Below are 22,095 nucleotides of genomic sequence, written 5' to 3' on the forward strand. Positions count from 1 at the left end.
GTATATAAGGAATTTTTTCTTTAACAATACTATTTTATATCCAGACATATTTTACATAAAACTACAAATCATTATTTACTGTATTGCCCTTAGTTACGGAAACAATTATACTAGATGTAATCGAAATAAATATTCTGAATATTCTTAGAATTAATGACAAAATTTTTACTACCTGCAAATATAATTATAAATTTGTCCACTAAATAGATTAGAAAACGATAATAAAATTAGGAGGATTACGATGCCCCAGCTTGATTCATTACATCCCACTGTAGAAAAAATAATCAATAATATTGAAAAAATAATGGTCGGAAAACGAAAAGAAACAATCTTAGCTTTGACAGCTCTCTTAGCTGAAGGTCATGTGCTATTAGAAGATGTTCCTGGTGTCGGCAAAACAATGCTAGTACGTGCTCTTTCTAAATCCATTGATGCGGATTACAAGCGAATTCAATTTACACCTGATTTACTGCCATCAGATGTAACAGGAGTTTCTATTTATAATCCGAAAGAGCTCCAATTTGAGTTCAAGCCTGGACCAATTATGGGGAATTTTGTACTTGCTGATGAAATTAATCGTACATCTCCTAAGACACAATCTGCTTTACTTGAATGTATGGAAGAAGGCAATATTACAATAGATGGCATTACAAGGCCTTTACCAAAGCCGTTCTTTGTCATGGCTACACAAAATCCGGTCGAATATGAAGGAACATATTCTCTACCAGAAGCTCAGCTCGATCGTTTCTTATTGAAACTAAAAATGGGATATCCTACACCAGAAGAAGAATTTGAAATTTTAAACCGGATGGAAAAAACAAATCCACTCTCTCAATTACAGGCCATTACTACAATAGAAGAATTACTTTATTTACAACAAAGCGTACGGGTAGTAAGTATGGACAAAGCAATTAAGCATTACATTGTAAAGCTTGTTAATCAGACTCGTACGTATAGCTCTATACAGCTAGGAGCAAGTCCACGTGGCTCAATTGCTTTAATGAAAGCTTCACAAGCTTATGCATTTATCCATGGCAGAAATTATGTTATTCCAGACGATGTTAAATTTTTAGCTCCTTACGTTTTAGCGCATAGGATCATTCTAAAAATGGAAGCAAAATTTGAAGGGATAACAGGAGAACAAGTTATCGCAAAAATCGTTGCACGAACTACCGTGCCGACTCAAAGGACGATGAACCCTTGATGAAACAAATGCTGCGAGCGCTATATCACGTTATGAAGTTATTGCTACTCCCTTTATGCCTAGTCTTAACATTTGTGTACGCTATGTTTCAAGGAGGGTTTGTAAGTTGGTTTTTATTTTACAGCACAATTCCCATTGCTCTTTATTCACTACTACTCCCCTTCTACGCTTTACGGGACGCTGAAGTAAAACGAACAACAAACCAAAATGGATATGTAGTAGGAGAACAATTTGTAAGCACGATTACAATAAAAAGAAAATTTCCTTTTCCCTTACTTTATTTAGTTATAGAAGATGAACTGCCACCACAATTTATAAGTTGTAAACAAACAAAGATGAATAAGGTAGTACTCTTCCCAGGATTGAAACGAAATATTTCGTTTCAATATGTTATTGACACAATCCCTAGAGGCGAGCACACTTTTTCAAGCGTTCGTGTCAAAACTGGCGATTTATTCGGCATGATGGAGAAAGAAGTAACTTTTTCAGTTCCAGATACATTTTTAGTCTATCCCCAGTATGTAGATATAGCGTATCGACAATTGGAAAATCATTTCGAACAAGGAGCGCTTTCAGCAAATATAAATTCTGCAAAAGACTCTACAATCTCTGTCGGTGTCAGAGACTATAAACCTGGAGATCGCTTTTCATGGATTGATTGGAAAGCAACTGCACGAACAAACAATATTATGACAAAAGAGTTTGAACAACAGCGCAGCCATAATATCATGATATTCATAGACAGAACCGAGTCTCCTCTATTCGAATCAGTCGTCACATTTACTGCCTCTATCGTAAGGGCTGTCTTGAAACAAAATTCACCAGCATCATTCGTGTCTATCGGAAAAGAACAAACTATTTTCCCTTTAGATAATGGAGATACGCAGTTACAACAAATCCTTTGTCATTTAGCAAAAGTACAAGCAGACAGTGTATTCCCGCTCTCCCAGAGTGTAGAAATAGAACTAAGAAAAATTTATGAGCCCGTCACGGTTATACTCGTGACAAATAATCTTTCTCCCGATATTCAAAAGGCGGCTGATTGTGCTGCTATAAGAAATAGAAAATGTATGATTTTTGTCGTGAAAGAAAAAGCGAATCAACTTTCACACCGAGAACTCAGTATATTAGAAACTCTAAAAAAACGACAAATATTTGTAAACACGGTTTATGAAAACCGGTATACAAACGTGTTTTTTGAGATAATATGAAGTGACCTCCTAGATTATCAAGTCAGGGATTTTAACCCATAATAATGAATGAAAACATTATGAATGGGGTTATACCCTATGATAATAGGAGGCCACTATGGAAAATATAATATATATTGGGATGGATGTCCACAAGGAAAGTTTTAGCTTATGTGCACTACACGGAACAACTGGGGAAATTGTAAGAGAAGCACGATGTGCTTCAAATGTATCTCTCGTAAAAAAATTCGTTGAGAAACTGAAAACAAAATATGGTGAAGATATAAAAATTAAAGCTGGATATGAGGCTGGTTGTTTAGGGTATTCACTTCATAATCTTCTTGAACAAAATGGAATTGATTGTGATATTTTAGCTCCCACAACAATGTACAGTTCATCAAAAAACAAAATGGTGAAAAATGATAAATTCGATGCCAAAATGATTGCTCTTAATTTAGCAAATGGCACCTATAAAGAAGTATATGTTCCAGAAGAAGAGGATGTTGCCGTGAAAGAGTATATCCGCATGTTAGGTGATTTTAAAACATCTTTGAAAAAAATAAAACAACAGATAAAAGCATTCCTTTTAAGACATGGCTATGTGTATGAAGGGAAATCAAGCTGGACAATCGCTTATATGAAATGGTTAAAGAATCTTGATCTACAAGGATTATTCAAAGAAACGTTAGGCGAATACCTATTACAGTATGATGTTCTAGTCGATAAAATTGAGCGGTTCAGTTTGAGATTAGAAGAATTATCTCATCGTGAAAGGTACGAAGAACCAATCGCAAAGTTAAGATGCTTAAAAGGTATAGATACAACATCGGCAATGACTGTTCATGTGGAAATTGCAGACTTCACTCGTTTTCCCACGGCTAAAGCATTTATGGCTTATGTAGGATTGACGCCAAGCGAAAGCTCAAGTGGAGAGAAAATCAGTCGACGTTCGATTACAAAACAAGGAAATTCGACCGTTAGGTCTACTCTTGTAGAATGTGCAAATGCGTTGGTAAAAGGAGCAATCGGATTAAAATCGAAGCGAGTGAAAGCAAGACAAAAAGGGCAACGAAGCGAAGTGATTGCTTATGCGGATCAGGCTGTAGAAAGGTTACAAAGAAAATATTATCGCATGATATATCAAGGGAAGCCTAGAAATGTTGCCGTTACAGCTATCGCAAGAGAACTGGGGTGTTTTATATGGGGATTAGAAACAGGTAAAATTCACCGAAAATAAAGAGGGAAGGATATGAAGTTGATTGATTCATAGTTAGAAATCAAAGGTATCAATTGATGGCATAGATGAGCTTCAGAGATAGTGAATTACAGGTCTGGCTATCTATGACTCACCTCTTCTGGCATGGCTGAAATTCTGATAAACAAGCTATTTATTAGAATTTGAAAAGGTGTGATCCACGCAGTGAGATTATAAGAGCCTAACGACGAACCATTAACCTGAGGTAACCAATCCACGAATAACAGAGTGGTTAACTGTCGATAGATCTTATTTCTGAAGCTTTTGTATGCCATCAAGAAAAATATTATGGGTGAAAAACTATTGACAAAGGTCACTTCATAACAGGTGAGCAAATGATAACATTACAAGCAAAATACAAGTGGGATACGAACAAATTCTTCATGCATGCATGCATGTGTATTTCTTCTTTTACTAGAATGGATAAGACCTCTTATAGGTATTACAAATGTAGGTAGATTAGATATTTTCGTAACATTTATAGGAATTTGCTTCGCTCTCTCTTTTTTTCAAACGAGGTGGCAGATTCCAATAAAAATTGTCACAGTCCTATTTATCATTCATTCCCTATATTATAAAAATGCTTTTATAAATCCATCTTGGCTAACAACACTCTTTTCTGATATGTCTCGAAATTCCTCCCTATTTTTCCAAGGGAATTTACTAGATATTTCTCCAGTTTTTCCGACGGTTTTATTTTTTCTCTCATTTTGGTTTTTGAGTTCTTTCACTTCATTTTGGATTATTCATAAAAAACGTGGGTTTTTATTTCTTGTATTGACTATTATTTATATCGCAACTTTTCATAACTTACATTTATACACTGCAAACTACGCTATTATTCGTACTGTTGTCATCGGCTTTTTTATGCTTAGTCTTCTTCAAGTAGAACGAATAAAAGAGCGCGAACACTTACAAAATTATGCTAGGGAAATCTCAAAATTACTTAGACCACTTACAATATTTATTGTATTATTAGCAACCATCGCATACTTTGCTCCAAAATTTGGCCCTCAATGGCCAAACCCAATGGATTTTTTAAAATTCAACACATCTGAAGCAAGTAAAGAACAAAAAGTTTCTACAATTGGGTATGGTTTAGATGACTCGCGATTAGGTGGTCCTTTTAAGGCGGATCCTACAATTGTTTTCACAGCACGAACGCAAAACAAACAATATTGGCGAGTAGAAACAAAAGATTTTTATACAGGAAAAGGCTGGGAAATTTCTGAAAATCCGAAAAAGGTTTCTTTTAAAAATAAAAACGACGTCGTAAGCTGGTACGAACAAAATACAAAAACGGAAACGACTGAGGCAACAATTACCATGCTAAAAAGTTATCCTCACCTTACCTATCCAGCAGGATTAGTATCAGTTGAGGCTTCTTCTGATGTATCATACAGTGTTAACTCGTTTTCAGAAAAAATTTATACAATGAATGGAGACTCTTCTACTACTTTACATTCGTATAAAGTAACATATGAGATCCCTGAGTTTTCCATAGAAAACTTGAAAGCTGTAAAAACAAATGAAGGTCAAGAAACAAATCCTTATTTTATGACAAAGTACACACAACTTCCCGAGTCATTACCACAGCGCGTAAAAGACTTGGCTGCCAATCTTACAAATGATAAAGACAACCGATATGATAAAGTATTAGCTATTGAAAATTACTTCACAGACAACTCTTTTACATACGAATCAACGAATGTCTTATTTCCTGCCAAAAGCCAAGATTATGTAGATCAATTCCTTTTCGATACAAAAAGCGGCTACTGTAATAATTTTTCGACGTCTATGATTGTACTACTTCGTTCTGCCGGGATTCCTGCTCGCTGGGTAAAAGGCTATACAGAAGGAACTCTTGACAATACACTTGCCTCTGCAGAAGGTGCGGATGTTTATACAATCACGAACGATAACGCACACTCTTGGGTCGAAGTATATTTCCCAGGATACGGATGGATTCCATTCGAACCAACAAAAGGATTTACCAATCCCTATAATTTTATAAATAATACGCCTGCTCCTATTTCACAAAATAGCGAAGCAAATAATTCTAATAACGAGCAAATACACCAACGAAATAATGAAGCAAAACTTAAAAGTTTAATAGAACATACAGAAGAAGCTTCTACTAAAAAGGTCACAAATTCTAAAACTAGTTTTTCTTGGTGGTACGTATTCCTCTCTACGATACTAATTAGTATTGTGGGATACATTCTCTTTATCACTAGAATGAAATGGATGACATTTCTTATTATTCATTTCTATAGATACCGAAAAGATGATGCTGTTTATCAAAAAGCTTACGGTGCACTTTTAAAACAATTTGCGAGAATTGGCATACCACGGGGTGAAAGTCAAACATTCCGAGAATACGCTCTCCATATCGATACACTTTACAAATCGGCCGATATGCAACAACTTACTGCCAGTTATGAGAACGCTATATATCAACAGGGGCAGGCTGCAGCAGAATGGAAGACATCCGTACACTTATGGGAAGTGCTTATGAAAAAAGCAGGTTCTCTACCTAAATCAGATGGCTTTGATACAGTTATTTAATCTTGAAAATGTGAGTTTAAAGAAAACGTCTCAAAGAACTACATTGTTCTTTGAGACGTTTTTTAATAAAGTGAAACTCCTAATTATTCTCCAAGTACCTTCTCAATCTCAACCTCTAAATCTACCGGCTTCGTCTGCGGCGCAAAACGCCCTACTACTTTCCCGTCTTTTCCGATTAAAAACTTCGTAAAATTCCATTTCACTGCTTTCATACCGAGTAAACCTGGTGCTTGTTCTGTCATGTATGTATATAAAGGATGAGCCTTATCACCTTTCACATCAACCTTTGCAAACATTGGGAAGTTTACACCGTAGTTTAATTCACAAAAACTAGTAATGTCCGCTTCTGTACCTGGTTCTTGTCCCCCGAATTGGTTACAAGGAAACCCGAGTATTTCGAGTCCTTGGTCTTTATATTTATCATACACCTCTTGTAATCCTTTATATTGCGGTGTGAAACCACATTTACTAGCTACATTTACAATAAGAAGTGCTTTTCCTTCGTAATCTTTTAACGATTTTTCTTCACCTGTAATTGTTTTAGCTGAAAAATCATAAACTGTCATTGTCTTTGCCCCTCTCTTCACTATCATTCTATGTTTATACTATACTACATTCGTGAATATACAGCTCTTATTACGTACTTATACGCTATAATGATAGCGCTTTATTTCCGTTCGAAAATTCGGCACAAACTACTAGACTTTTATGATGGAAAGTTTTACAATCGAAATGTGAACAAAATGTGACAGTTTATATTCCATTATAAAAGAAAAGGATGGTGTTCATTATGAAAACTGCACAACATGAAACGATTTCAAATCGCGAGTTTTATTTCGTACTATATATGATGTTATTGTATGTTACTGGCTGGGTAATCGATGTAAATGGTTTATTCTTAAGCTCCTACTTTAATTTAGCAGGAGAAATTATGCTTCCATTAGTTGGTGGGATTGTTGGACTGTTCATTATGTCTATTAATAAACAACAAACGAAATAATAGTATTACAAAAGGCAGAAGACGAGCTTTCGTTTTCTGCCTTTTTTCTATTTTAGCGTATAATAGAAACATGTAATATATAAGGAGTGGTAAATATGAAAAAAGTAGAGCAATTATCTTCTCACCTATATCTTATTGATGATTTCGATTTACAGCATAATGAACGAACAGGTACGTACGTTTTATTAGGTGACGATATTACTTTAATTGAAACTTGTGCAGCCCCTTCTCTTCCGTATATTTTAGACGGCTTACAACAATTACATATTGATTTAAACGAAGTTAAAAACATTATCGTTACACATGTTCATTTAGATCACGCCGGTGCTGCTGGTTTAATAATGGAAAAATGCCCAAATGCTACGTTATATGTGCATTCTCGTGGTGCTCGTCATATGATTGATCCAACAAAACTTATTTTAGGTGCAAAAGCTGTGTACAAAGAAGATTTCGATAAACTCTTTGATCCAATTCTTCCAATTGAAGAAGAACGTGTTCATATTGTACAACATGGTGATACGTTAAAAATTGCAGAAGACCGCATCCTTACATTTTATGATACACCAGGGCATGCGAAGCACCATATTAGCATTCACGATTCATTAACAAACGGGATTTTTACTGGCGATACAATTGGAATTTATTATAGAGAACTCGCAGACGTTGATGTAGAGTTATATCTACCATCAACGTCCCCTTCACAATTCCAACCAGATGCGATGATTGCTTCTAAAAATCACATTCAAAGCATGAATGTAGATACTATTTATTTCGGTCATTACGGCGCATCCTCTCATGTTACAGAAATATATAATCAACTGGAACATTGGCTACCTATTTTCGTTCATACTGGTAAGGAAGTCTTTGAACAGTATAATGATTTCGATGAAGCGACTAAAGCTTTACAAACTTTATTAATGGATAAAATCTCTTCTCATCTTACAAAGTTAAACGTTCCAGCAGATCATTCCGTTTATAACATTTTACATCTAGATATAGAAATTAGTGCGATGGGCATTATTGATTATTTCACGAAGCAAGAAAAAGCAAACTCCACTATTAACTAACAGTAAAAGAAGAGATATACAACAGTAGTTATTGTATATCTCTTCTTTTTTTGAATATATTTTGAGTAAAGGATGGTGGAATATAATGCAAAGAGTAATGCTATACCTCTGCTTCACATTATTTATCGTCTTATTATTATTTGTTGGAGTGAAGATTCAATTTTATTTAGATACAGACGCGCAAGTGAACTTTAACGTTTATCCAAGATTATTCTACTTTACACTCTTTCCTCTTTTGGTCGGCATTTTATTACGATTCCTTCAATCCATTAATCACGAAACAAGTAAACAAAACTGGCGTTTTCAACCGGATAAGTTTATCGCTATTACAGTGCCTACAATATTAATTTCCTTTTCTCCAGCACTACTTTTCTCACCACTTGGCGAATACCTACCTTATTTAGCTAATGTTATTCTTATAAATACAACTTTTGTTACGATAATTAGTTTAATAGCTGGTTATTCACTATTAGATTGTTTTATACAAAAGGACAATGCAACGATGAAAAAATATAATTGAATGCTCTATTTAATCGTGCAAGTCAAGGATTGTACCTCCTTGGCTTGTTTTTAGAATAATTATATTCCTGTATAATACAGTTATCGAATAAAATTCGGAGGAATGATACAATGTTTTTTCAATTTTTTCTACTAGCAATCATTATGTCTTTTATTAGTGGTCGACTAATTGGTACAAAACTAAATCTTTTCAAACAAGCAAGTGCAGCAACTTTAGGTGTTTCACTTACGTCAGCTCTGTATTGGTTTTTATATTTACGCTATCAAGATGAATCGGTTGTCGGTGTTGATAGATATTTTTGGCTAGGAAGCTCATTAATTGTATCCATGCTTTGTTACCTAGTTTTTGAATTATTTGATCCTATTAGACGAGGCGAAATGGATGACGTAGTAACGGAAAGCCGAAATCCTATTTCAAAATTCTTCGCAAAGGTTGGTAGACAAAAAAGATATATGCGTGTCTCTTCTATTGCAATAAAACACGGAATGGGTAAATATTTAGCTTTAAAGCGCTCGCCAGAAGCAGATCGTAAGCTCGCCACTTCACTTCGAAATACACTAGAAGAATGCGGCGGTGTATTTATTAAATTCGGACAAGTTTTATCAACTCGCTCTGATTTATTACCACCTGCTTTTATTCACGAGTTATCAAACCTTCAGGAAAATGTAACGCGTTTATCACAAAAACAAGTTGAAGAAATATTAAAAAAGGAACTACATATACCAAAAGATGAAATTTTCAGCTCCTTTGAAATGGAACCGTTAGCTGCCGCCTCTATTGGCCAAGTACATAAAGCGAAGTTGAAAGAAAACGACCAGGATGTCGTCGTTAAACTACTACGTCCTAATATTTCTGAGACAATTAAACGTGACTTAGATATTTTAATTCATTTTTCTTTATGGATTTCCAACAAATCAACTTGGGCTAAAAATATCGGATTTCTTGATTTAGCACATGGCTTCTCCATCGCAATGAAAGAAGAAATTGATTTCAAAATTGAGGCTCGTAACTTCGAACAAGTGTCTGATTCACTAAAAAATAGCGAAACGAAAGTAAAAATACCGAAAGTATATAAAGAATACAGTAATTCAAAAATACTTGTGCTTGAATTTTTAGATGGAGTAAGTGTTAAAAGTGGGTCAGCATTATTAAATGAATTACAAATTGATACGAAAAAAGTACAACGACAACTCTTTGATTGTATTTTAGAGCAAATTTTCTTTAAAGGTATTTTCCATGCAGACCCTCATCCAGGTAATGTGTATATTCTTCGTGATGGCACACCTGCATTACTTGATTTCGGTTCCGTCGGGCGATTAGGAACACTACAACAAGATGCATTCAAGCGACTACTTATCGGCTTTGAGCGCAAAAATTCTTATGTCTTGCTTGATGGACTGCTTCAATTAGTTGAAAAGAAGCCAAATGTTGATAAAGAGGCATTAGAACAATCTATCAGTCAATTATTAATCCAAAGTACGTATGGTTCTACAAATGGTTCTGAAGAATTCATTCAGGGGCTATTTCAAATAATCGCTGAGTTTGAATTAGCATTTTATCCAATGGTTGCAGGGGCTTTCCGTTCTCTAATTACGCTAGAAGGAACGATGCTGCAACTAAATCCCGAATTCAATTTAATGGACGAAGCGAAACGCTTTGCGAAAGATCATGCAGCTAGTTTCATGTCAGTTAACAATTATTCTAGTTTAAAAGAAGCTGCAACAAACGAATTACTCGCTATGTTACCTGCCATGCGACGCATTCCTAGAAAACTAGATGATTTAAGTTCAAAACTAGAAAACGGAGAACTATCCGTTAAGGTTGGCTTTTTCTCTGACGAAACAAATGCATCGTTTATTACTACATTTATCTCACAATTCCTCATTGCATTTATTGGAACTGCATTTGGTGGGATTTCGGTAGGCGTATTGCATTTAGCAAACAGTGCGACAGAGCCAAATGATCAATTTTTAAGTGTCGTTGGTTACGGTGGTTTATTTATAAGTGCGATATTACTTGTAAGAGTCGCTATTCATGCGGTAAGGAAATTTAAGTAATAATAAAATGAGTATACAATCACGTAGATTGTATACTCATTTTTTATTGTTTACATATTCAATATGTAATAGTTAAACGAAAGAAAGCTTTGAGCTTTTTTACTTATCTCACCTTTTCATCTACATACTCCATAAACTGCTCCGCTTTAATAAATCTTTCTTTGTACGCCTCAGGTACTTCTTCTACTGTTATCCCGCCACTCGATTTCGTTTTTACTAACACAGTTTGATATGACATTAATGCCTCCATATATTGTTCATACTCTTCAGGAGTTAGTACTTCTTTACTAGATTTATGGCCATTTAATTTATCAAAATACGGATGAAGCTCCATTACTACCTTTTTCAATTCCTCTTTTTTAGCTGGTGATAATTGATCGTAATCTATATTACCGTTCGAATCTCCGTACGCAAGCTTTGCACTAGTTAATTTTTTCATTTCTTTTGTAAACTCTTCATATTCCTTCGTACCCATTTCATCTTTCGCTTCTGATAATTTTGCATTAAAACGCATATACGTTTCTAATGTCATTGCTCCAGCATGTTTTTTTAAATTCTCAAAAGATCCGTATATACCATCCGCCATAATAGATTGATACGCAAAACCAGTCGTCGGGATTAAAAGAGCTGCTGCAAGCACTCCTGCAATAAGATGTTTCTTTCTCTTACGCCCTCCTTGATTCATTTTAATTTGAACGATTACTTTTTCTTTTAACTCCGGCGGGGCAACAATCCCCTTCGCTTCTTCTCGTATAGATTCTCTAACTCTACAATCTAAACTCATTTCACATTCCCTACCTCTCCTAAAAAGATTTCTTCTACTTGCTCTTTTTGACGTAGTTTCTTTAATGCCGAATGAATTCTAGATTTCACAGTACCAATTGGAATATGTAATATTTGTGCTACTTCTTCTTGTGAATAATCGTGTAAGTATCTTAAGATAATAACTTGTTTCAATTTATACGGTAATTTATGAATGAGTTCAATTAGTTTTTTGTTTGATATTTTACTTACAACATCGTTAGAAAAATCAATTTGTACTGGTTTTCTTTGCTCTTCTGCTTTTTTTATAATGCGTAGTCGCATCCACCTCTTTCTTCTATAAGAGTGAATTTGTTTAATCGCAAGTCCAATTAGCCAAGGACGAAATGGCTTCTCACTATCATACTTACGAAGCGATTCATATAGTTGTATGTATATTTCTTGAACGACATCATCTACATCTGTTTTATCTTCAATTAAAAAATGTGCTGTTTTATATACTTCTTGAATCGTTTTATCATACAATTCGCTATACGCTTCTTTATTTCCTGATAAAGTCAATTGGATTAAATTTGTATACACTGTTTCATCCTTCACATACCATCCCTCCTTTGTCCTACACTATATATTGGCAAGTAATTACTATTTCGTTCGATTTTTTAAATTTTTTATATAGATTAATATAATGATTCAATATGTACATAAGCTTCACTTATAAAGTCGCATAACTATTATATAATTTCCCAATTTCTAATGAACATTTAAAATGTTTTATATAGTCAAATTTAGGAGGACATATAATGAAAGCTATCGTTGTAACGTCGTTCGGTGGTCCTGAAGTGATGAAATATACAGATGTGGATATACCCGCTATTTCAGAAGATCAAGTTTTAATTCGTGTTGTTGCTACTAGTGTGAATTTCGCCGATATTAAATCCCGTTATGGTAAAAAAGGAAATAAAGCACTACCTTTTATACCAGGGATAGATGCCGCTGGTATTGTAGAACGTGTCGGTTCTCAAGTGAAAAATATTCATCCTGGACAACGTGTCATTGCTTTTCCTCAAAATGGATCTTACGCAGAATACGTTGTCGCAAACGAAAACCTTACTTTCGTTTTACCTGATGAAGTCGATTTTCAAACTGCAGCTGCTTGTCCGATTGTATCTTTTACAAGCTATAATTTACTCGCAAATGTTGCAAGGCTTCAACAAGGCGAGTCTGTACTCATTCATGCTGCGGCTGGCGGAATTGGTACAACAGCTATTCAACTTGCAAAACGATTAGGGGCTGGAACCGTTATTGGTACTGTCGGAAGTGAAGTAAAAAGAAAAATAGCTTTAAATGCTGGAGCTGATTATGTTATTTGTCACCAAGATGAGGATTTTGTAAAGAAAGTCAACGAACTGACAAACGGTGAAGGGGTTGATGTAATTTTAGACTCTATTTCTGGAACGGTTTCAGAAAAAAGTTTAAATTGTCTCGCTTATTATGGTCGCCTCATTCATTTCGGTAATGCTAGCGGTGAAATTGGTAATTTCCAAACGAAAGATTTACACGCAAGTTGTCGCTCTATACTCGGTTTTAGCTTTGGCACTACACGAAAAAAACGTCCTGAACTACTCCAAGAAACTGCAAATGAAGTTTTCCGTTATTTACGTGATGGCAGTCTAAAAGTAAAAGCAACGAAATCTTTTCCGCTTCAAGATGCAGGGAAAGCACATGAATGGGTCGAAAGTAGAAAAAGTACAGGGAAAGTAATACTAACTGTTCAGTCCTCTTCCTGAAATGAATACTTGAAACCGAGGTGTCATTCATGGGATCACGAATTATGCATGCTATTATCGCTATCAAGATTGCCGAAAAACTATATATCCAAGATAAAACTTCTTTCATACTTGGAGGTGTAGCCCCTGATGCGGTTCATTCAGCAGAAGAAAAAGGAACTTCACACTTTTACGCTGGTACAACGAAAAACTATACGAGAAGGATAGATTTCAATTCTTTTTTTCAAAAATATAAAGCTCATATGGATTCCCCTTTTCTCTTAGGCTATTACACCCATCTCATTGCCGATGACAATTGGCTAAGCGGCTTTTTTCTACCTTGGCTAAAAAATAGAATCGAAAATGACGAAACGATCGCACCCCTGTACTATAACGATTTTAAATTATTAAATGCAAAGTTGCTTCATCATTACGATACAGAACAGCAACTCTTCTCTCTTCTCAACCAAGAGGCTCACATCATGGATATTGAAGAAGTTTCTAAAGAAAACGTTTTTTCTTTTCGAAAGTATCTTTTTGAAGATATGTTGTATCCGGAGCAAAATTTGCATGAAGACTTACAAGTGTTTACGTTTGACCAAATCGTTGGTTATATTGAGACAGCCATTGAAAAAGGCGTATTTTATATTAATCAATTCTCTAATGAAAAATCCACTTCAAACATGTAATCCCCCTCAATATATTTGAGGGGGATTTTCACATAGTAATATTACTATTTGTTCTTTTCCATAACCGCAAAATAATTCCCTTCGCTATCAGCAAAGTTAAATACTTTACCAGAAGGCATAGTTACCATTTCTCCAACAGTAACATTTTTATTTTTTAAATCTGCATATAATTGATCCAGATTTTCTGAGAAGAACATTAAGGACGGTGTACCAAGATTTAATTCTGGGCTCATTTTCGAAATAACTTCTTTATTATGTAGTATAATGCTCGTTTCAGCACCATTAGTCGGAGCGATTTCAATCCATCTCATTCCTTGCTTGTTATCTTCCTCTGCTACTACATGAAACCCTACCTTTTCCGTCCAAAAATTTACTGCCTCATCTTGATTATTTACATACAGCATAATTTGTCCAACTTTATGGATCATTTCATTTCCCCCTAATGGTTTTTTATATTCTATGTAGGTTTCCACAGGTGCTATCGTTATTCCTTTTGAGTTGGTATGTACTTCTTTGCAAAATTTATCGACTGACTCATCCCATCCAGTTCGTCAAAATAATCATTTCTTTCAATCATGTTATATCCGTCGAATCCAATTTCATCTAATACTTTGAAAAATATATCGAAATCCACTTCACCATTTCCTACTGCTACTTCTATATACTTACTTGAACGATCGCTTTTCACTTCTTTACAATCTTTAATATGAGTTTGTACTATATAATCTTTTAATAGTAATAAACTTTCTTCCGGATTTTCATTTACATCACTTATTAAATTTGCTGGGTCAAAGTTAACAGCTAGTCCTTTCGAGTTTACAGTTTCTAAAAATTGTTTTAATACTATTGTTTTTTCAGATCCCGTCTCAATAGCAAAGACTCCCCCAAGTTTGAATGCTAATTCCCCTATCTCATAACAAACCCGTATCATTTTATCATAGTACTCACTTTTTTCATCATCTGGAACTTTCCCAATATGAGCTGTTATTATCTTTGCTCCCAGCTCCAAACCTCTGTCAGTAATATATTTAATCTGATCTATTGCACTGTCAACTTCTGTTCCTGTAATTCCATTTTCTCCAAAACTAATTGCTAATGATGGAATCTTTATTCCATTAAAAGATAAGCTTTTCTTTAAAGCAGTCCATTCTACCACTGGAATATTAGCTAAGTTGAAGTTTTTATTCATAGCATATAATTGAATATATTCTAAATCCCATTCCCTTGCTTTTTGTATTCCTTCGTTTACTTCAATATGTTTCGTATTCAAAAACATTCCTAATTTCCTATCCATATATGTACCTTCTTTTTATTATTTCGCATCAATTTAATATTCGACTTTTTTTATATTACTTCCTTTTACATATGTTGATTTAAAAAATGATGATAGATACATTTTAATAACCATTAATAAACCTCCTTGTATTATTCAATTGCAAATAAAAAAAGACGTAACTACAAATAGTTACGCCTTCCCCATTATTTATCTAGGCTTTTTCTTCCCAGTAAATGCTGGTTTCTTTTTCTTTGGTGCTTTCGGTTTCGTTTCTACGAATGATCCGTTGAACATTTCTTGCTTCGTAAATACGATGCCTAGTTTTTTCGCAAATTGCAGTAATTTACGTTCTTCTTGTTCTGTTACAAGAGAAACTACTGTTCCTTCTTTACCCATACGTCCAGTACGTCCTGAGCGGTGAATGTATTGGTCTACTGTGTCTGGTAACTCTAAGTGAATTACATGTGTTAAATCATCAATATCGATACCGCGTGCTGCAATATCAGTAGCAAGGAGAATCTCTAGTTTCCCACCACGGAATGCACGCATCGTCGCTTCACGCTCTTGCTTACTTGCTTCTGCATGAAGAGCTGCTGCTTTCATTTTACGGAATTGCAATTTCTGAGTAATTTCATCTAAACGGAATGGGTCATTTAAGAAAGCAACTGCTTTTACATCGCCCATATGCATAATTCTTCTTACGTAATCATTTTTTTCGCGTCGCTCACAAATGATATACGTATGTTCAACTAAGCTTTTTGACTCTGCACGTGTTATACGCACTAATTGTGGTTCAACTGCTAAATCGCGTGCAGCATCTTCTGCCGCTTTTGTAATTGTCGCCGAGAAGAATACTAATTGACGATCTCGCATTGTAGATTTAATTACATCTTGTACTGCGCCCATCATCTTTTGTTTTACAATTTGATCAAACTCATCAAATACAATCGTTTTTACTTCATGCATCTTTAACTTTTTCATTCGAATTAATTCTAAAATACGTCCTGGTGAACCGACAATTACTCTCGGGTGTTTCTTTAATTTTTCAACTTGGCGCTTAATATCTGCACCACCAATTAAAGATGCCCCTGAAATTTCAGTTCCTGCTGTAAACTTTTGAACCTCTTCATGAATTTGCATGACAAGTTCACGTGTTGGTGCTAAAACAACAACTTGTGGCTGTTTTACTTCAGGATTAATTTTATGTAAAAGGGGTAATAAGTACGCTAATGTTTTTCCTGTTCCAGTTGGAGATTCAGCTATAACGTCTTGTCCTTCTAAAATAGTTGGAATCGCTTGTTTTTGAATTTCAGTTAATTCTTTAAAACCAGCCTTCTCCCAAGCTTCTTGTAAAAATGGTTGCATATCTTTTATCATTTGTTTTTCTCCTTTATCTCTATTTTTGAAGAAAATGCTGTATTGTTCGCACCGTTTCTATCATGTGTGAAATAACAGCTATTAAATCATCAACATGGTCTTCTGTAATCGCTTTTTGAAATAGAACCTCTACCTTATTATGATATGAAATCGCTTGCTTATTATATTCGTATGAAACTTTCTGCATAATCATTCTTTCTTTTCCCCATATAGAACGCATTAAAGTTTCAATTTCTTCGCATCCTACTTCTGGTTGTTCTAACGGGAATGAAAATGCTAGCTTCATTTCACAACCTGGTGTAAACTGAGGCACTTCTAGTATTTCACCAGACAAGTTCTTTGCATCCACAGATAATGAAAATGTTGCTTCTACTAATGGTTCAAACGGTTCTGTTAATTGAAATGAGATATGATATATACGACTTAATGAAGCAAGGTCCATCATATCTTTTCGATCTGTTACAAGAATATCTCCATGTAGATCAAAATCATACACAGCACCTTCTACGATTACTTTTAAATTGTCAAAAGCAGTTGGATCAAACATAATTTCCTCCAAAAAACAGGCGCCTTTCGATGGAAAGGCGCCACTTGATGTATATATAGTTTACAGATAAACGAGATGAATTACAACCTTTTAGAATAAACCTACTGCTTTTCCATCTTCATTTACATCCATTTGAAGTGCTGCTGGTTGTTTTGGAAGACCTGGCATTGTTAACATTGTACCTGTTAACGCAACGATAAAGCCTGCACCGATAGATGGTTTTAACTCACGAATTGTAACGATAAAGTCAGATGGACGACCTAATTTTGTTGCATCGTCAGAAAGAGAGTATTGAGTTTTCGCCATACAAACTGGTAGGTTACTCCAACCTTCTCCTTCATATTGAGCTAATTGCTTACGTGCTTTCGGAGCAAATTCAATATCTTTTGCGCCATATACTTTTTGAGCAATTGTACGAATTTTTTCTTCTAAGGGTAATTCTAATTCATAAAGTGGTGCGTAGTTGTTTTCACCTTTTTCGATTTCTTTTAGTACTTTTTCAGCAAGATCAACTCCGCCTTGGCCACCTTTCTCCCAAACTTCTGTTAAGGATACTGCATAGCCACGCTCATTACACCACTCTTGTAAGTATGTAACTTCTGCATCTGTATCTGTAATGAATTTATTAATTGCAATTACGAAAGGCACACCGAAGCTTTGAATTGTTTCAACATGCTTCTGTAAGTTTTCCATACCTTTTGCTAATGCATCTACATTTTCTTCTTTTAATTGATCTTTTGCAACGCCGCCATGCATTTTAAGCGCACGAATAGTCGCAACAATAACAACTGCTTCTGGTTTAATACCAGCTGCACGGGCTTTAATATCTAAAAACTTTTCAGCGCCTAAATCAGCACCGAATCCAGCTTCTGTAATAACATAATCACCTAATTTTGCTGCCATTGTCGTAGCGATAACACTGTTACAACCGTGAGCAATATTCGCAAATGGTCCACCATGAATAATAGCTGGTGTATTTTCTAACGTTTGTACTAAGTTTGGCTTTAATGCGTCTTTTAATAATAGCGTTAACGCACCTTCTACACCTAAATCTTTAACCGTCACAGGTTGATTTGCAAAGTTATAAGCAACTACGATGCGAGATAGACGTGCTTTTAAGTCTTGAATATCTGTTGCAAGGCAGAACACGGCCATAATTTCAGATGCTACTGTAATGTCAAAACCGTCTTCACGTGGTACACCTTGTACAGGTCCACCAAGACCAATTACTACATTACGAAGGGCACGATCATTTAAGTCAACACAGCGTTTCCAAACGATTTTACGCGTATCAATTCCAAGTGTGTTTCCTTGTTGGATATGATTATCAATAAACGCTGCTAATGCGTTATTGGCAGTTGTGATCGCATGGATATCTCCAGTAAAGTGAAGGTTAATGTCTTCCATTGGTACGACTTGTGAAAAACCGCCACCTGCTGCTCCACCTTTTAATCCCATCGTTGGTCCAAGAGATGGTTCACGAAGTGCAATTACTGTTTTCTTACCAATTTTATTAAAAGCTTGACCTAAACCAACTGTTACTGTTGATTTACCTTCTCCAGCTGGAGTTGGGTTAATCGCTGTTACTAAAACAACTTTACCGTCTTTCTCATCTTGTAAGCGCTTAAAAATATCAAGAGATAACTTACCTTTATAATGCCCGTATGGCTCTAATTCATCTTCTAAAATATTTAAATCAGCTGCAATTTCTTGAATCTTCTTCATACTCGCTTCTTGTGCGATTTCAATATCGGATTTCACTGTTGTAGTAGTTGTCATATACCCTAGTCCCCCTTTAATTGGTTCTGATGATATTGTATCAGTTTTTTGTATTTTCTGCACTTATTTACCTCCTAAAAATTCTTTCATTTCTTTATACGTTTTTTAACATAAATACCCATAAGAATGTTAACGATTGTTGTAACTCTGTAGGTAGTTGACCTAGCATCTTCTCATTTACTCCGCGCTTATATACGCCGATGCCATCTACAACTTCAAAACCTTGTTCTTTCGCTAACTGTTCAAATTCCCAAGGCATCATCGTATTACAAACAACGTCTTTTCCATACAAGCGAGGATAACTGTTCTCTCGTGGCTTTGCTGTCGGTCCTAAAATTGCAATACATGCATATCCATCTTTCTTTAACACACGCTTTATTTCATTTAACGCTCGTAATGGCTCTTCCGTCCATTCTAAAGAATTAATTGCCATAATTGATTCAAATTGCTCATTTTCAAATGGTAATGCAGAAAGATCTCCTTTTATAAAAGATAAATTTGGTCCTTCTCCGCGCTCCTTACCTTTTTGAATCATCACTTCCGATAAATCTACTCCCACTGCTTTATAGCCTGCGCGACTTAATTTATATGTACCGTACCCATCACCACAACCAACATCGAGCACTTGTGCTTCTTTCTTCACGTATTGTTCAAAAAACGGAATAATTGTGCTCCTACTCCCGCTATCCCACATTTCCTGACTATTTTGATTCCAAAACTCCGCACTACTATCCCATTTCTTCTCTGCTGATTCATGCCAATTAAATGTTGTCATACATTCCCCTACCTTCACGTATTATCATTCATTTCATTCTACATCATTTTCCAAAATTCCTGTTTTATCCCGCTTGCAGTAAGACACCTACCCCAAAATTCAATGGATGCGGACCAGTTAATGGGAGAGAATTGCTCATAAAAATCCAATTGTCGCTGGCTGATAATCAGTCCTAGTGGAAAAAATTCCACACTTTATCTTCAATAGGAGATGGATATGTTAACGATGGAATGCGTATTCTCCAATTTTTGCTTTACTTGGGTTTAACTCATACTCATGCTCTTCTCATTTTGAAAGATACTATAGATACACCCAATTGAAAGAGAGGGATGTACATGCGAAGAAAGAGAAATCATCATTTTAAAAGTGGTGAAAAAAACGAAGAGTATGCTGCTGAAATATCACCAGCTGGCATTCCAATTAGACATAAGCGTAAAGAAATTGCAAATGAGATAGAAGGTACAAATACCGGCACAATGGTAGGCTATGTCGCCTTATTTCTTTCGTTATTCTCCATTGCTTTTTATCCCGTTACGCTCGGCTCCCTAGCAATTTTAGTTGGCCTATTAGCTGTCAATTTCGGAGCAAGAACACTTGGATATACAGCAATTGGCTTTGGTAGTTTTTCTGTTTTATTTACTTTACTTTATCCGCTTGCTTTGTCAGCGTTTTAAAAAAACACACCAAGTTATACTTGGTGTGTTCATTCATGATACAACATAATATGACCGCATCCACAACAATGTTTCGCTGTAATTTCTTGAAACACTGGATAATTTTCTTCATCTCGATGCTCAATAAATACTTTTTCAAATCGATACATGTTTGGTGCATATGCCCAATCTTGTTTCGTACGTGCATATAACGTTGAGGAAAAAAACTCCTCACCACCGCAAACGATACATGTGTTCTTCATCGCTATCCCTCCTATGCTTGTCTTACTTCATCTATATGAACATAAGCATAAAAAAAAGACCTTCTATTACTAGAAAGTCTTCTCTGAAACAAAAAGAAATGTACCAAACATTCCTACTCCGCTATATTCTTTTGAAACACCAGCTTCTGTTTTAAATGTTTGCTTTACAGTCATAAAGAATACACCATTTCGTGCATCTGTACTTTCAAATTGTAGTTTTTCTTTTTTACCATCTACATTTTGCGTGCATTCAAAACTACTCTCATTACAATTCAACGCATACTTATCCTCTACATACACTTTAAAATCTGATTCTTTCGGACAAGTTATAAGTAATATTGCCACGAGAATAATACTTATAATACCCACAATTGTATAATATTTCTTCATTTGTACTCCTTTCAAATGACAAGAAAACTTGACTTCATACGCCAAGTTTTCTTAGTCAACAACCCATTGCCACTCTTGTTCTTTCTTATCAAAAATGAGCCAACCTGTTTCTGTTGCTTCCTCTTTCAATTCATCGATATTATCTAACACCTCATCCGTACTTTCATACGAACCAACTACATATACCGGAATTTCAAGACCTCTTCTTGACTCAATCTTCCCTGCTAGATCTATGTAAAGACCATCTTCCATTAGTGGAATCAGCCCCATGATCAATTCTTTTGAAATTGCTGGGAAAATTTTTGATTTTTGGAAGAAAGAAAAACGTTTCTTACCGAAAGCACCGAGTTTATACGGAATGACTTTACTTAACATTCCTACAAAATCAGCAATTCTACGATAATACACTTTGTTGTACCATCCGTCATCATGTGAAAAATAAACAAATCGATTTTTCAACAGCGGAAAGAATGTTCTTGCAAGTGGTTCTTTTTTGTGAGCCAAATATAATAATTCTGCAATTTCTTTCGGCTCTAATTCATCTAAATCGCTTGCATCATCAAAATCTACCCAACAAAATTCATCAAATTCATCAATCTCTGCTTGAATTAACTTATGTATATTTTCTTCCTCAACATATTCAAATAAAGTATGATAATGAAAATCCGTCCATTCAAAGTTGTGCTTCAAAAGCAACACTTGATGAAGCGGTGAAGGGATGTTACTCGCAAACTCTTTAAACGTAATTCCTGATGTAATAAAACAATGACCTCGACGATTACCATTAATATATATCATATTCTTTACTTGGTCAGATCCTCCAGACAAAGCACCTAGCCACCTTCGTTTTATATGTTTCAATTCTATAGCATATTTTAACATGAAAAATTTTAGAAACATAGAAAAAACTTCAAAAACTATTTACAATTTCATGTGTTTTATTACATAGTGATTACA

22 protein-coding genes and 1 pseudogene are annotated in these 22,095 nt (G+C 35.1%); 11 read left to right on the forward strand and 12 right to left on the reverse strand.

Annotated features, from left to right (window positions below; translation table 11 throughout):
• The first annotated feature begins 241 nt into the window (after nt 1-241).
• The 4 genes and pseudogenes from MHI28_RS06135 (at nt 242) to MHI28_RS06150 (ending at nt 6,217) form a co-directional block, all read left to right on the forward strand.
• Nucleotides 242-1,204 (forward strand): AAA family ATPase, encoded by a 963-nt coding sequence (locus MHI28_RS06135; RefSeq protein ID WP_001135802.1) that lies wholly within the window; start codon nt 242-244, stop codon nt 1,202-1,204.
• Nucleotides 1,204-2,415: a DUF58 domain-containing protein gene (locus tag MHI28_RS06140; RefSeq protein WP_340827689.1), complete on the forward strand. Its 1,212-nt coding sequence runs from the start codon at nt 1,204-1,206 to the stop codon at nt 2,413-2,415. Before MHI28_RS06135 ends, MHI28_RS06140 begins: the two co-directional genes overlap by 1 nt.
• A gap of 97 nt (nt 2,416-2,512) precedes the next feature.
• The gene (locus tag MHI28_RS06145; RefSeq protein WP_277548338.1) at nt 2,513-3,631 is read left to right on the forward strand and encodes an IS110 family transposase; all 1,119 of its coding nucleotides are present in this window, start codon (nt 2,513-2,515) and stop codon (nt 3,629-3,631) included.
• A gap of 353 nt (nt 3,632-3,984) precedes the next feature.
• Nucleotides 3,985-6,217 (forward strand): annotated as a pseudogene (locus MHI28_RS06150) (transglutaminase TgpA family protein).
• Nucleotides 6,218-6,300: 83 nt separating this feature from the next.
• Here the strand turns inward: MHI28_RS06150 and bsaA are convergent.
• Nucleotides 6,301-6,783 carry a glutathione peroxidase gene (bsaA, locus tag MHI28_RS06155; protein WP_000219434.1) on the reverse strand — a complete coding sequence of 161 codons (483 nt, stop codon included), beginning with the start codon at nt 6,781-6,783 and terminating at the stop codon, nt 6,301-6,303.
• Between the two features lie 224 nt (nt 6,784-7,007).
• Between bsaA and MHI28_RS06160 the strand changes: the two genes are divergently transcribed.
• From MHI28_RS06160 to MHI28_RS06175, 4 genes are all read left to right on the forward strand, one after another.
• A complete protein-coding gene (locus MHI28_RS06160; RefSeq protein ID WP_000844984.1) occupies nt 7,008-7,217 on the forward strand; it encodes a DUF3925 domain-containing protein in 210 nt (69 codons plus the stop codon).
• Nucleotides 7,218-7,312: 95 nt separating this feature from the next.
• Nucleotides 7,313-8,284, forward strand: coding sequence for an MBL fold metallo-hydrolase (locus tag MHI28_RS06165; RefSeq protein WP_000754981.1), 972 nt, complete (start codon nt 7,313-7,315; stop codon nt 8,282-8,284).
• Nucleotides 8,285-8,369: 85 nt separating this feature from the next.
• Nucleotides 8,370-8,804, forward strand: coding sequence for a hypothetical protein (locus MHI28_RS06170; RefSeq protein WP_001190001.1), 435 nt, complete (start codon nt 8,370-8,372; stop codon nt 8,802-8,804).
• A gap of 110 nt (nt 8,805-8,914) precedes the next feature.
• Nucleotides 8,915-10,861 (forward strand): ABC1 kinase family protein, encoded by a 1,947-nt coding sequence (locus MHI28_RS06175; protein ID WP_000465998.1) that lies wholly within the window; start codon nt 8,915-8,917, stop codon nt 10,859-10,861.
• A 103-nt stretch (nt 10,862-10,964) separates the two neighbouring features.
• Here MHI28_RS06175 and MHI28_RS06180 read toward each other — a convergent pair whose 3' ends face one another.
• On the reverse strand, nt 10,965-11,645 hold the full coding sequence (locus MHI28_RS06180; protein ID WP_000050700.1) for a DUF3600 domain-containing protein: 681 nt from the start codon (nt 11,643-11,645) through the stop codon (nt 10,965-10,967).
• Nucleotides 11,642-12,220, reverse strand: coding sequence for a sigma-70 family RNA polymerase sigma factor (locus MHI28_RS06185; protein ID WP_000651123.1), 579 nt, complete (start codon nt 12,218-12,220; stop codon nt 11,642-11,644). Before MHI28_RS06185 ends, MHI28_RS06180 begins: the two co-directional genes overlap by 4 nt.
• Nucleotides 12,221-12,423: 203 nt before the next feature.
• On the opposite strand from MHI28_RS06185, the gene MHI28_RS06190 reads away from it, so the two are divergent.
• Together MHI28_RS06190 and MHI28_RS06195 are read left to right on the forward strand one after the other, a co-directional pair.
• The gene (locus MHI28_RS06190) at nt 12,424-13,410 is read left to right on the forward strand and encodes a quinone oxidoreductase family protein (RefSeq protein WP_000644643.1); all 987 of its coding nucleotides are present in this window, start codon (nt 12,424-12,426) and stop codon (nt 13,408-13,410) included.
• Between the two features lie 29 nt (nt 13,411-13,439).
• Nucleotides 13,440-14,078: a zinc dependent phospholipase C family protein gene (locus MHI28_RS06195; protein WP_000535582.1), complete on the forward strand. Its 639-nt coding sequence runs from the start codon at nt 13,440-13,442 to the stop codon at nt 14,076-14,078.
• Nucleotides 14,079-14,122: 44 nt separating this feature from the next.
• On the opposite strand, the gene MHI28_RS06200 is transcribed toward MHI28_RS06195, so the two are convergent.
• From MHI28_RS06200 to MHI28_RS06225, 6 genes are all read right to left on the reverse strand, one after another.
• Entirely contained in the window at nt 14,123-14,506 is a 384-nt protein-coding gene (locus tag MHI28_RS06200; RefSeq protein ID WP_000581472.1) for a VOC family protein, read from the reverse strand.
• A 56-nt stretch (nt 14,507-14,562) separates the two neighbouring features.
• Nucleotides 14,563-15,372 carry a sugar phosphate isomerase/epimerase family protein gene (locus MHI28_RS06205; protein ID WP_000375201.1) on the reverse strand — a complete coding sequence of 270 codons (810 nt, stop codon included), beginning with the start codon at nt 15,370-15,372 and terminating at the stop codon, nt 14,563-14,565.
• A gap of 189 nt (nt 15,373-15,561) precedes the next feature.
• Nucleotides 15,562-16,731 (reverse strand): DEAD/DEAH box helicase, encoded by a 1,170-nt coding sequence (locus tag MHI28_RS06210; RefSeq protein WP_000588599.1) that lies wholly within the window; start codon nt 16,729-16,731, stop codon nt 15,562-15,564.
• 19 nt (nt 16,732-16,750) lie between these two features.
• Nucleotides 16,751-17,278: a hypothetical protein gene (locus MHI28_RS06215; protein ID WP_000460216.1), complete on the reverse strand. Its 528-nt coding sequence runs from the start codon at nt 17,276-17,278 to the stop codon at nt 16,751-16,753.
• Between the two features lie 90 nt (nt 17,279-17,368).
• A complete protein-coding gene (locus tag MHI28_RS06220) occupies nt 17,369-19,057 on the reverse strand; it encodes a formate--tetrahydrofolate ligase (RefSeq protein ID WP_014482011.1) in 1,689 nt (562 codons plus the stop codon).
• A 94-nt stretch (nt 19,058-19,151) separates the two neighbouring features.
• A complete protein-coding gene (locus MHI28_RS06225) occupies nt 19,152-19,832 on the reverse strand; it encodes a class I SAM-dependent methyltransferase (RefSeq protein ID WP_000206579.1) in 681 nt (226 codons plus the stop codon).
• 335 nt (nt 19,833-20,167) lie between these two features.
• Between MHI28_RS06225 and MHI28_RS06230 the strand changes: the two genes are divergently transcribed.
• Nucleotides 20,168-20,506 carry a hypothetical protein gene (locus MHI28_RS06230; RefSeq protein WP_001253202.1) on the forward strand — a complete coding sequence of 113 codons (339 nt, stop codon included), beginning with the start codon at nt 20,168-20,170 and terminating at the stop codon, nt 20,504-20,506.
• Between the two features lie 29 nt (nt 20,507-20,535).
• On the opposite strand, the gene MHI28_RS06235 is transcribed toward MHI28_RS06230, so the two are convergent.
• From MHI28_RS06235 to MHI28_RS06245, 3 genes are all read right to left on the reverse strand, one after another.
• Nucleotides 20,536-20,748, reverse strand: coding sequence for a hypothetical protein (locus MHI28_RS06235; protein ID WP_000798747.1), 213 nt, complete (start codon nt 20,746-20,748; stop codon nt 20,536-20,538).
• 69 nt (nt 20,749-20,817) lie between these two features.
• Nucleotides 20,818-21,138: a hypothetical protein gene (locus MHI28_RS06240; protein ID WP_000761171.1), complete on the reverse strand. Its 321-nt coding sequence runs from the start codon at nt 21,136-21,138 to the stop codon at nt 20,818-20,820.
• Nucleotides 21,139-21,189: 51 nt separating this feature from the next.
• The gene (locus MHI28_RS06245; protein ID WP_000014087.1) at nt 21,190-21,966 is read right to left on the reverse strand and encodes an oxalate:formate antiporter; all 777 of its coding nucleotides are present in this window, start codon (nt 21,964-21,966) and stop codon (nt 21,190-21,192) included.
• Nucleotides 21,967-22,095: the final 129 nt, after the last annotated feature.

The sequence above is a fragment of the Bacillus sp. FSL K6-0268 genome (genome assembly GCF_038005425.1).
Classification (GTDB): Bacteria; Bacillota; Bacilli; order Bacillales; family Bacillaceae_G; genus Bacillus_A; species Bacillus_A thuringiensis_S.

Bases quoted from the DNA above. Each gene is read 5' to 3' on its own strand.
- MHI28_RS06200 (WP_000581472.1), bottom strand. From the start codon at position 14,506: ATGATCCATAAAGTTGGACAAATTATGCTGTATGTAAATAATCAAGAT.
- MHI28_RS06170 (WP_001190001.1), top strand. From the start codon at position 8,370: ATGCAAAGAGTAATGCTATACCTCTGCTTCACATTATTTATCGTCTTA.
- MHI28_RS06205 (WP_000375201.1), bottom strand. From the start codon at position 15,372: ATGGATAGGAAATTAGGAATGTTTTTGAATACGAAACATATTGAAGTA.
- MHI28_RS06225 (WP_000206579.1), bottom strand. From the start codon at position 19,832: ATGACAACATTTAATTGGCATGAATCAGCAGAGAAGAAATGGGATAGT.
- MHI28_RS06140 (WP_340827689.1), top strand. From the start codon at position 1,204: ATGAAACAAATGCTGCGAGCGCTATATCACGTTATGAAGTTATTGCTA.
- MHI28_RS06230 (WP_001253202.1), top strand. From the start codon at position 20,168: ATGCGAAGAAAGAGAAATCATCATTTTAAAAGTGGTGAAAAAAACGAA.
- MHI28_RS06180 (WP_000050700.1), bottom strand. From the start codon at position 11,645: ATGAGTTTAGATTGTAGAGTTAGAGAATCTATACGAGAAGAAGCGAAG.
- MHI28_RS06190 (WP_000644643.1), top strand. From the start codon at position 12,424: ATGAAAGCTATCGTTGTAACGTCGTTCGGTGGTCCTGAAGTGATGAAA.
- bsaA (WP_000219434.1), bottom strand. From the start codon at position 6,783: ATGACAGTTTATGATTTTTCAGCTAAAACAATTACAGGTGAAGAAAAA.
- MHI28_RS06235 (WP_000798747.1), bottom strand. From the start codon at position 20,748: ATGAAGAACACATGTATCGTTTGCGGTGGTGAGGAGTTTTTTTCCTCA.
- MHI28_RS06175 (WP_000465998.1), top strand. From the start codon at position 8,915: ATGTTTTTTCAATTTTTTCTACTAGCAATCATTATGTCTTTTATTAGT.
- MHI28_RS06220 (WP_014482011.1), bottom strand. From the start codon at position 19,057: ATGACAACTACTACAACAGTGAAATCCGATATTGAAATCGCACAAGAA.
- MHI28_RS06145 (WP_277548338.1), top strand. From the start codon at position 2,513: ATGGAAAATATAATATATATTGGGATGGATGTCCACAAGGAAAGTTTT.
- MHI28_RS06135 (WP_001135802.1), top strand. From the start codon at position 242: ATGCCCCAGCTTGATTCATTACATCCCACTGTAGAAAAAATAATCAAT.
- MHI28_RS06215 (WP_000460216.1), bottom strand. From the start codon at position 17,278: ATGTTTGATCCAACTGCTTTTGACAATTTAAAAGTAATCGTAGAAGGT.
- MHI28_RS06195 (WP_000535582.1), top strand. From the start codon at position 13,440: ATGGGATCACGAATTATGCATGCTATTATCGCTATCAAGATTGCCGAA.
- MHI28_RS06165 (WP_000754981.1), top strand. From the start codon at position 7,313: ATGAAAAAAGTAGAGCAATTATCTTCTCACCTATATCTTATTGATGAT.
- MHI28_RS06240 (WP_000761171.1), bottom strand. From the start codon at position 21,138: ATGAAGAAATATTATACAATTGTGGGTATTATAAGTATTATTCTCGTG.
- MHI28_RS06160 (WP_000844984.1), top strand. From the start codon at position 7,008: ATGAAAACTGCACAACATGAAACGATTTCAAATCGCGAGTTTTATTTC.
- MHI28_RS06210 (WP_000588599.1), bottom strand. From the start codon at position 16,731: ATGATAAAAGATATGCAACCATTTTTACAAGAAGCTTGGGAGAAGGCT.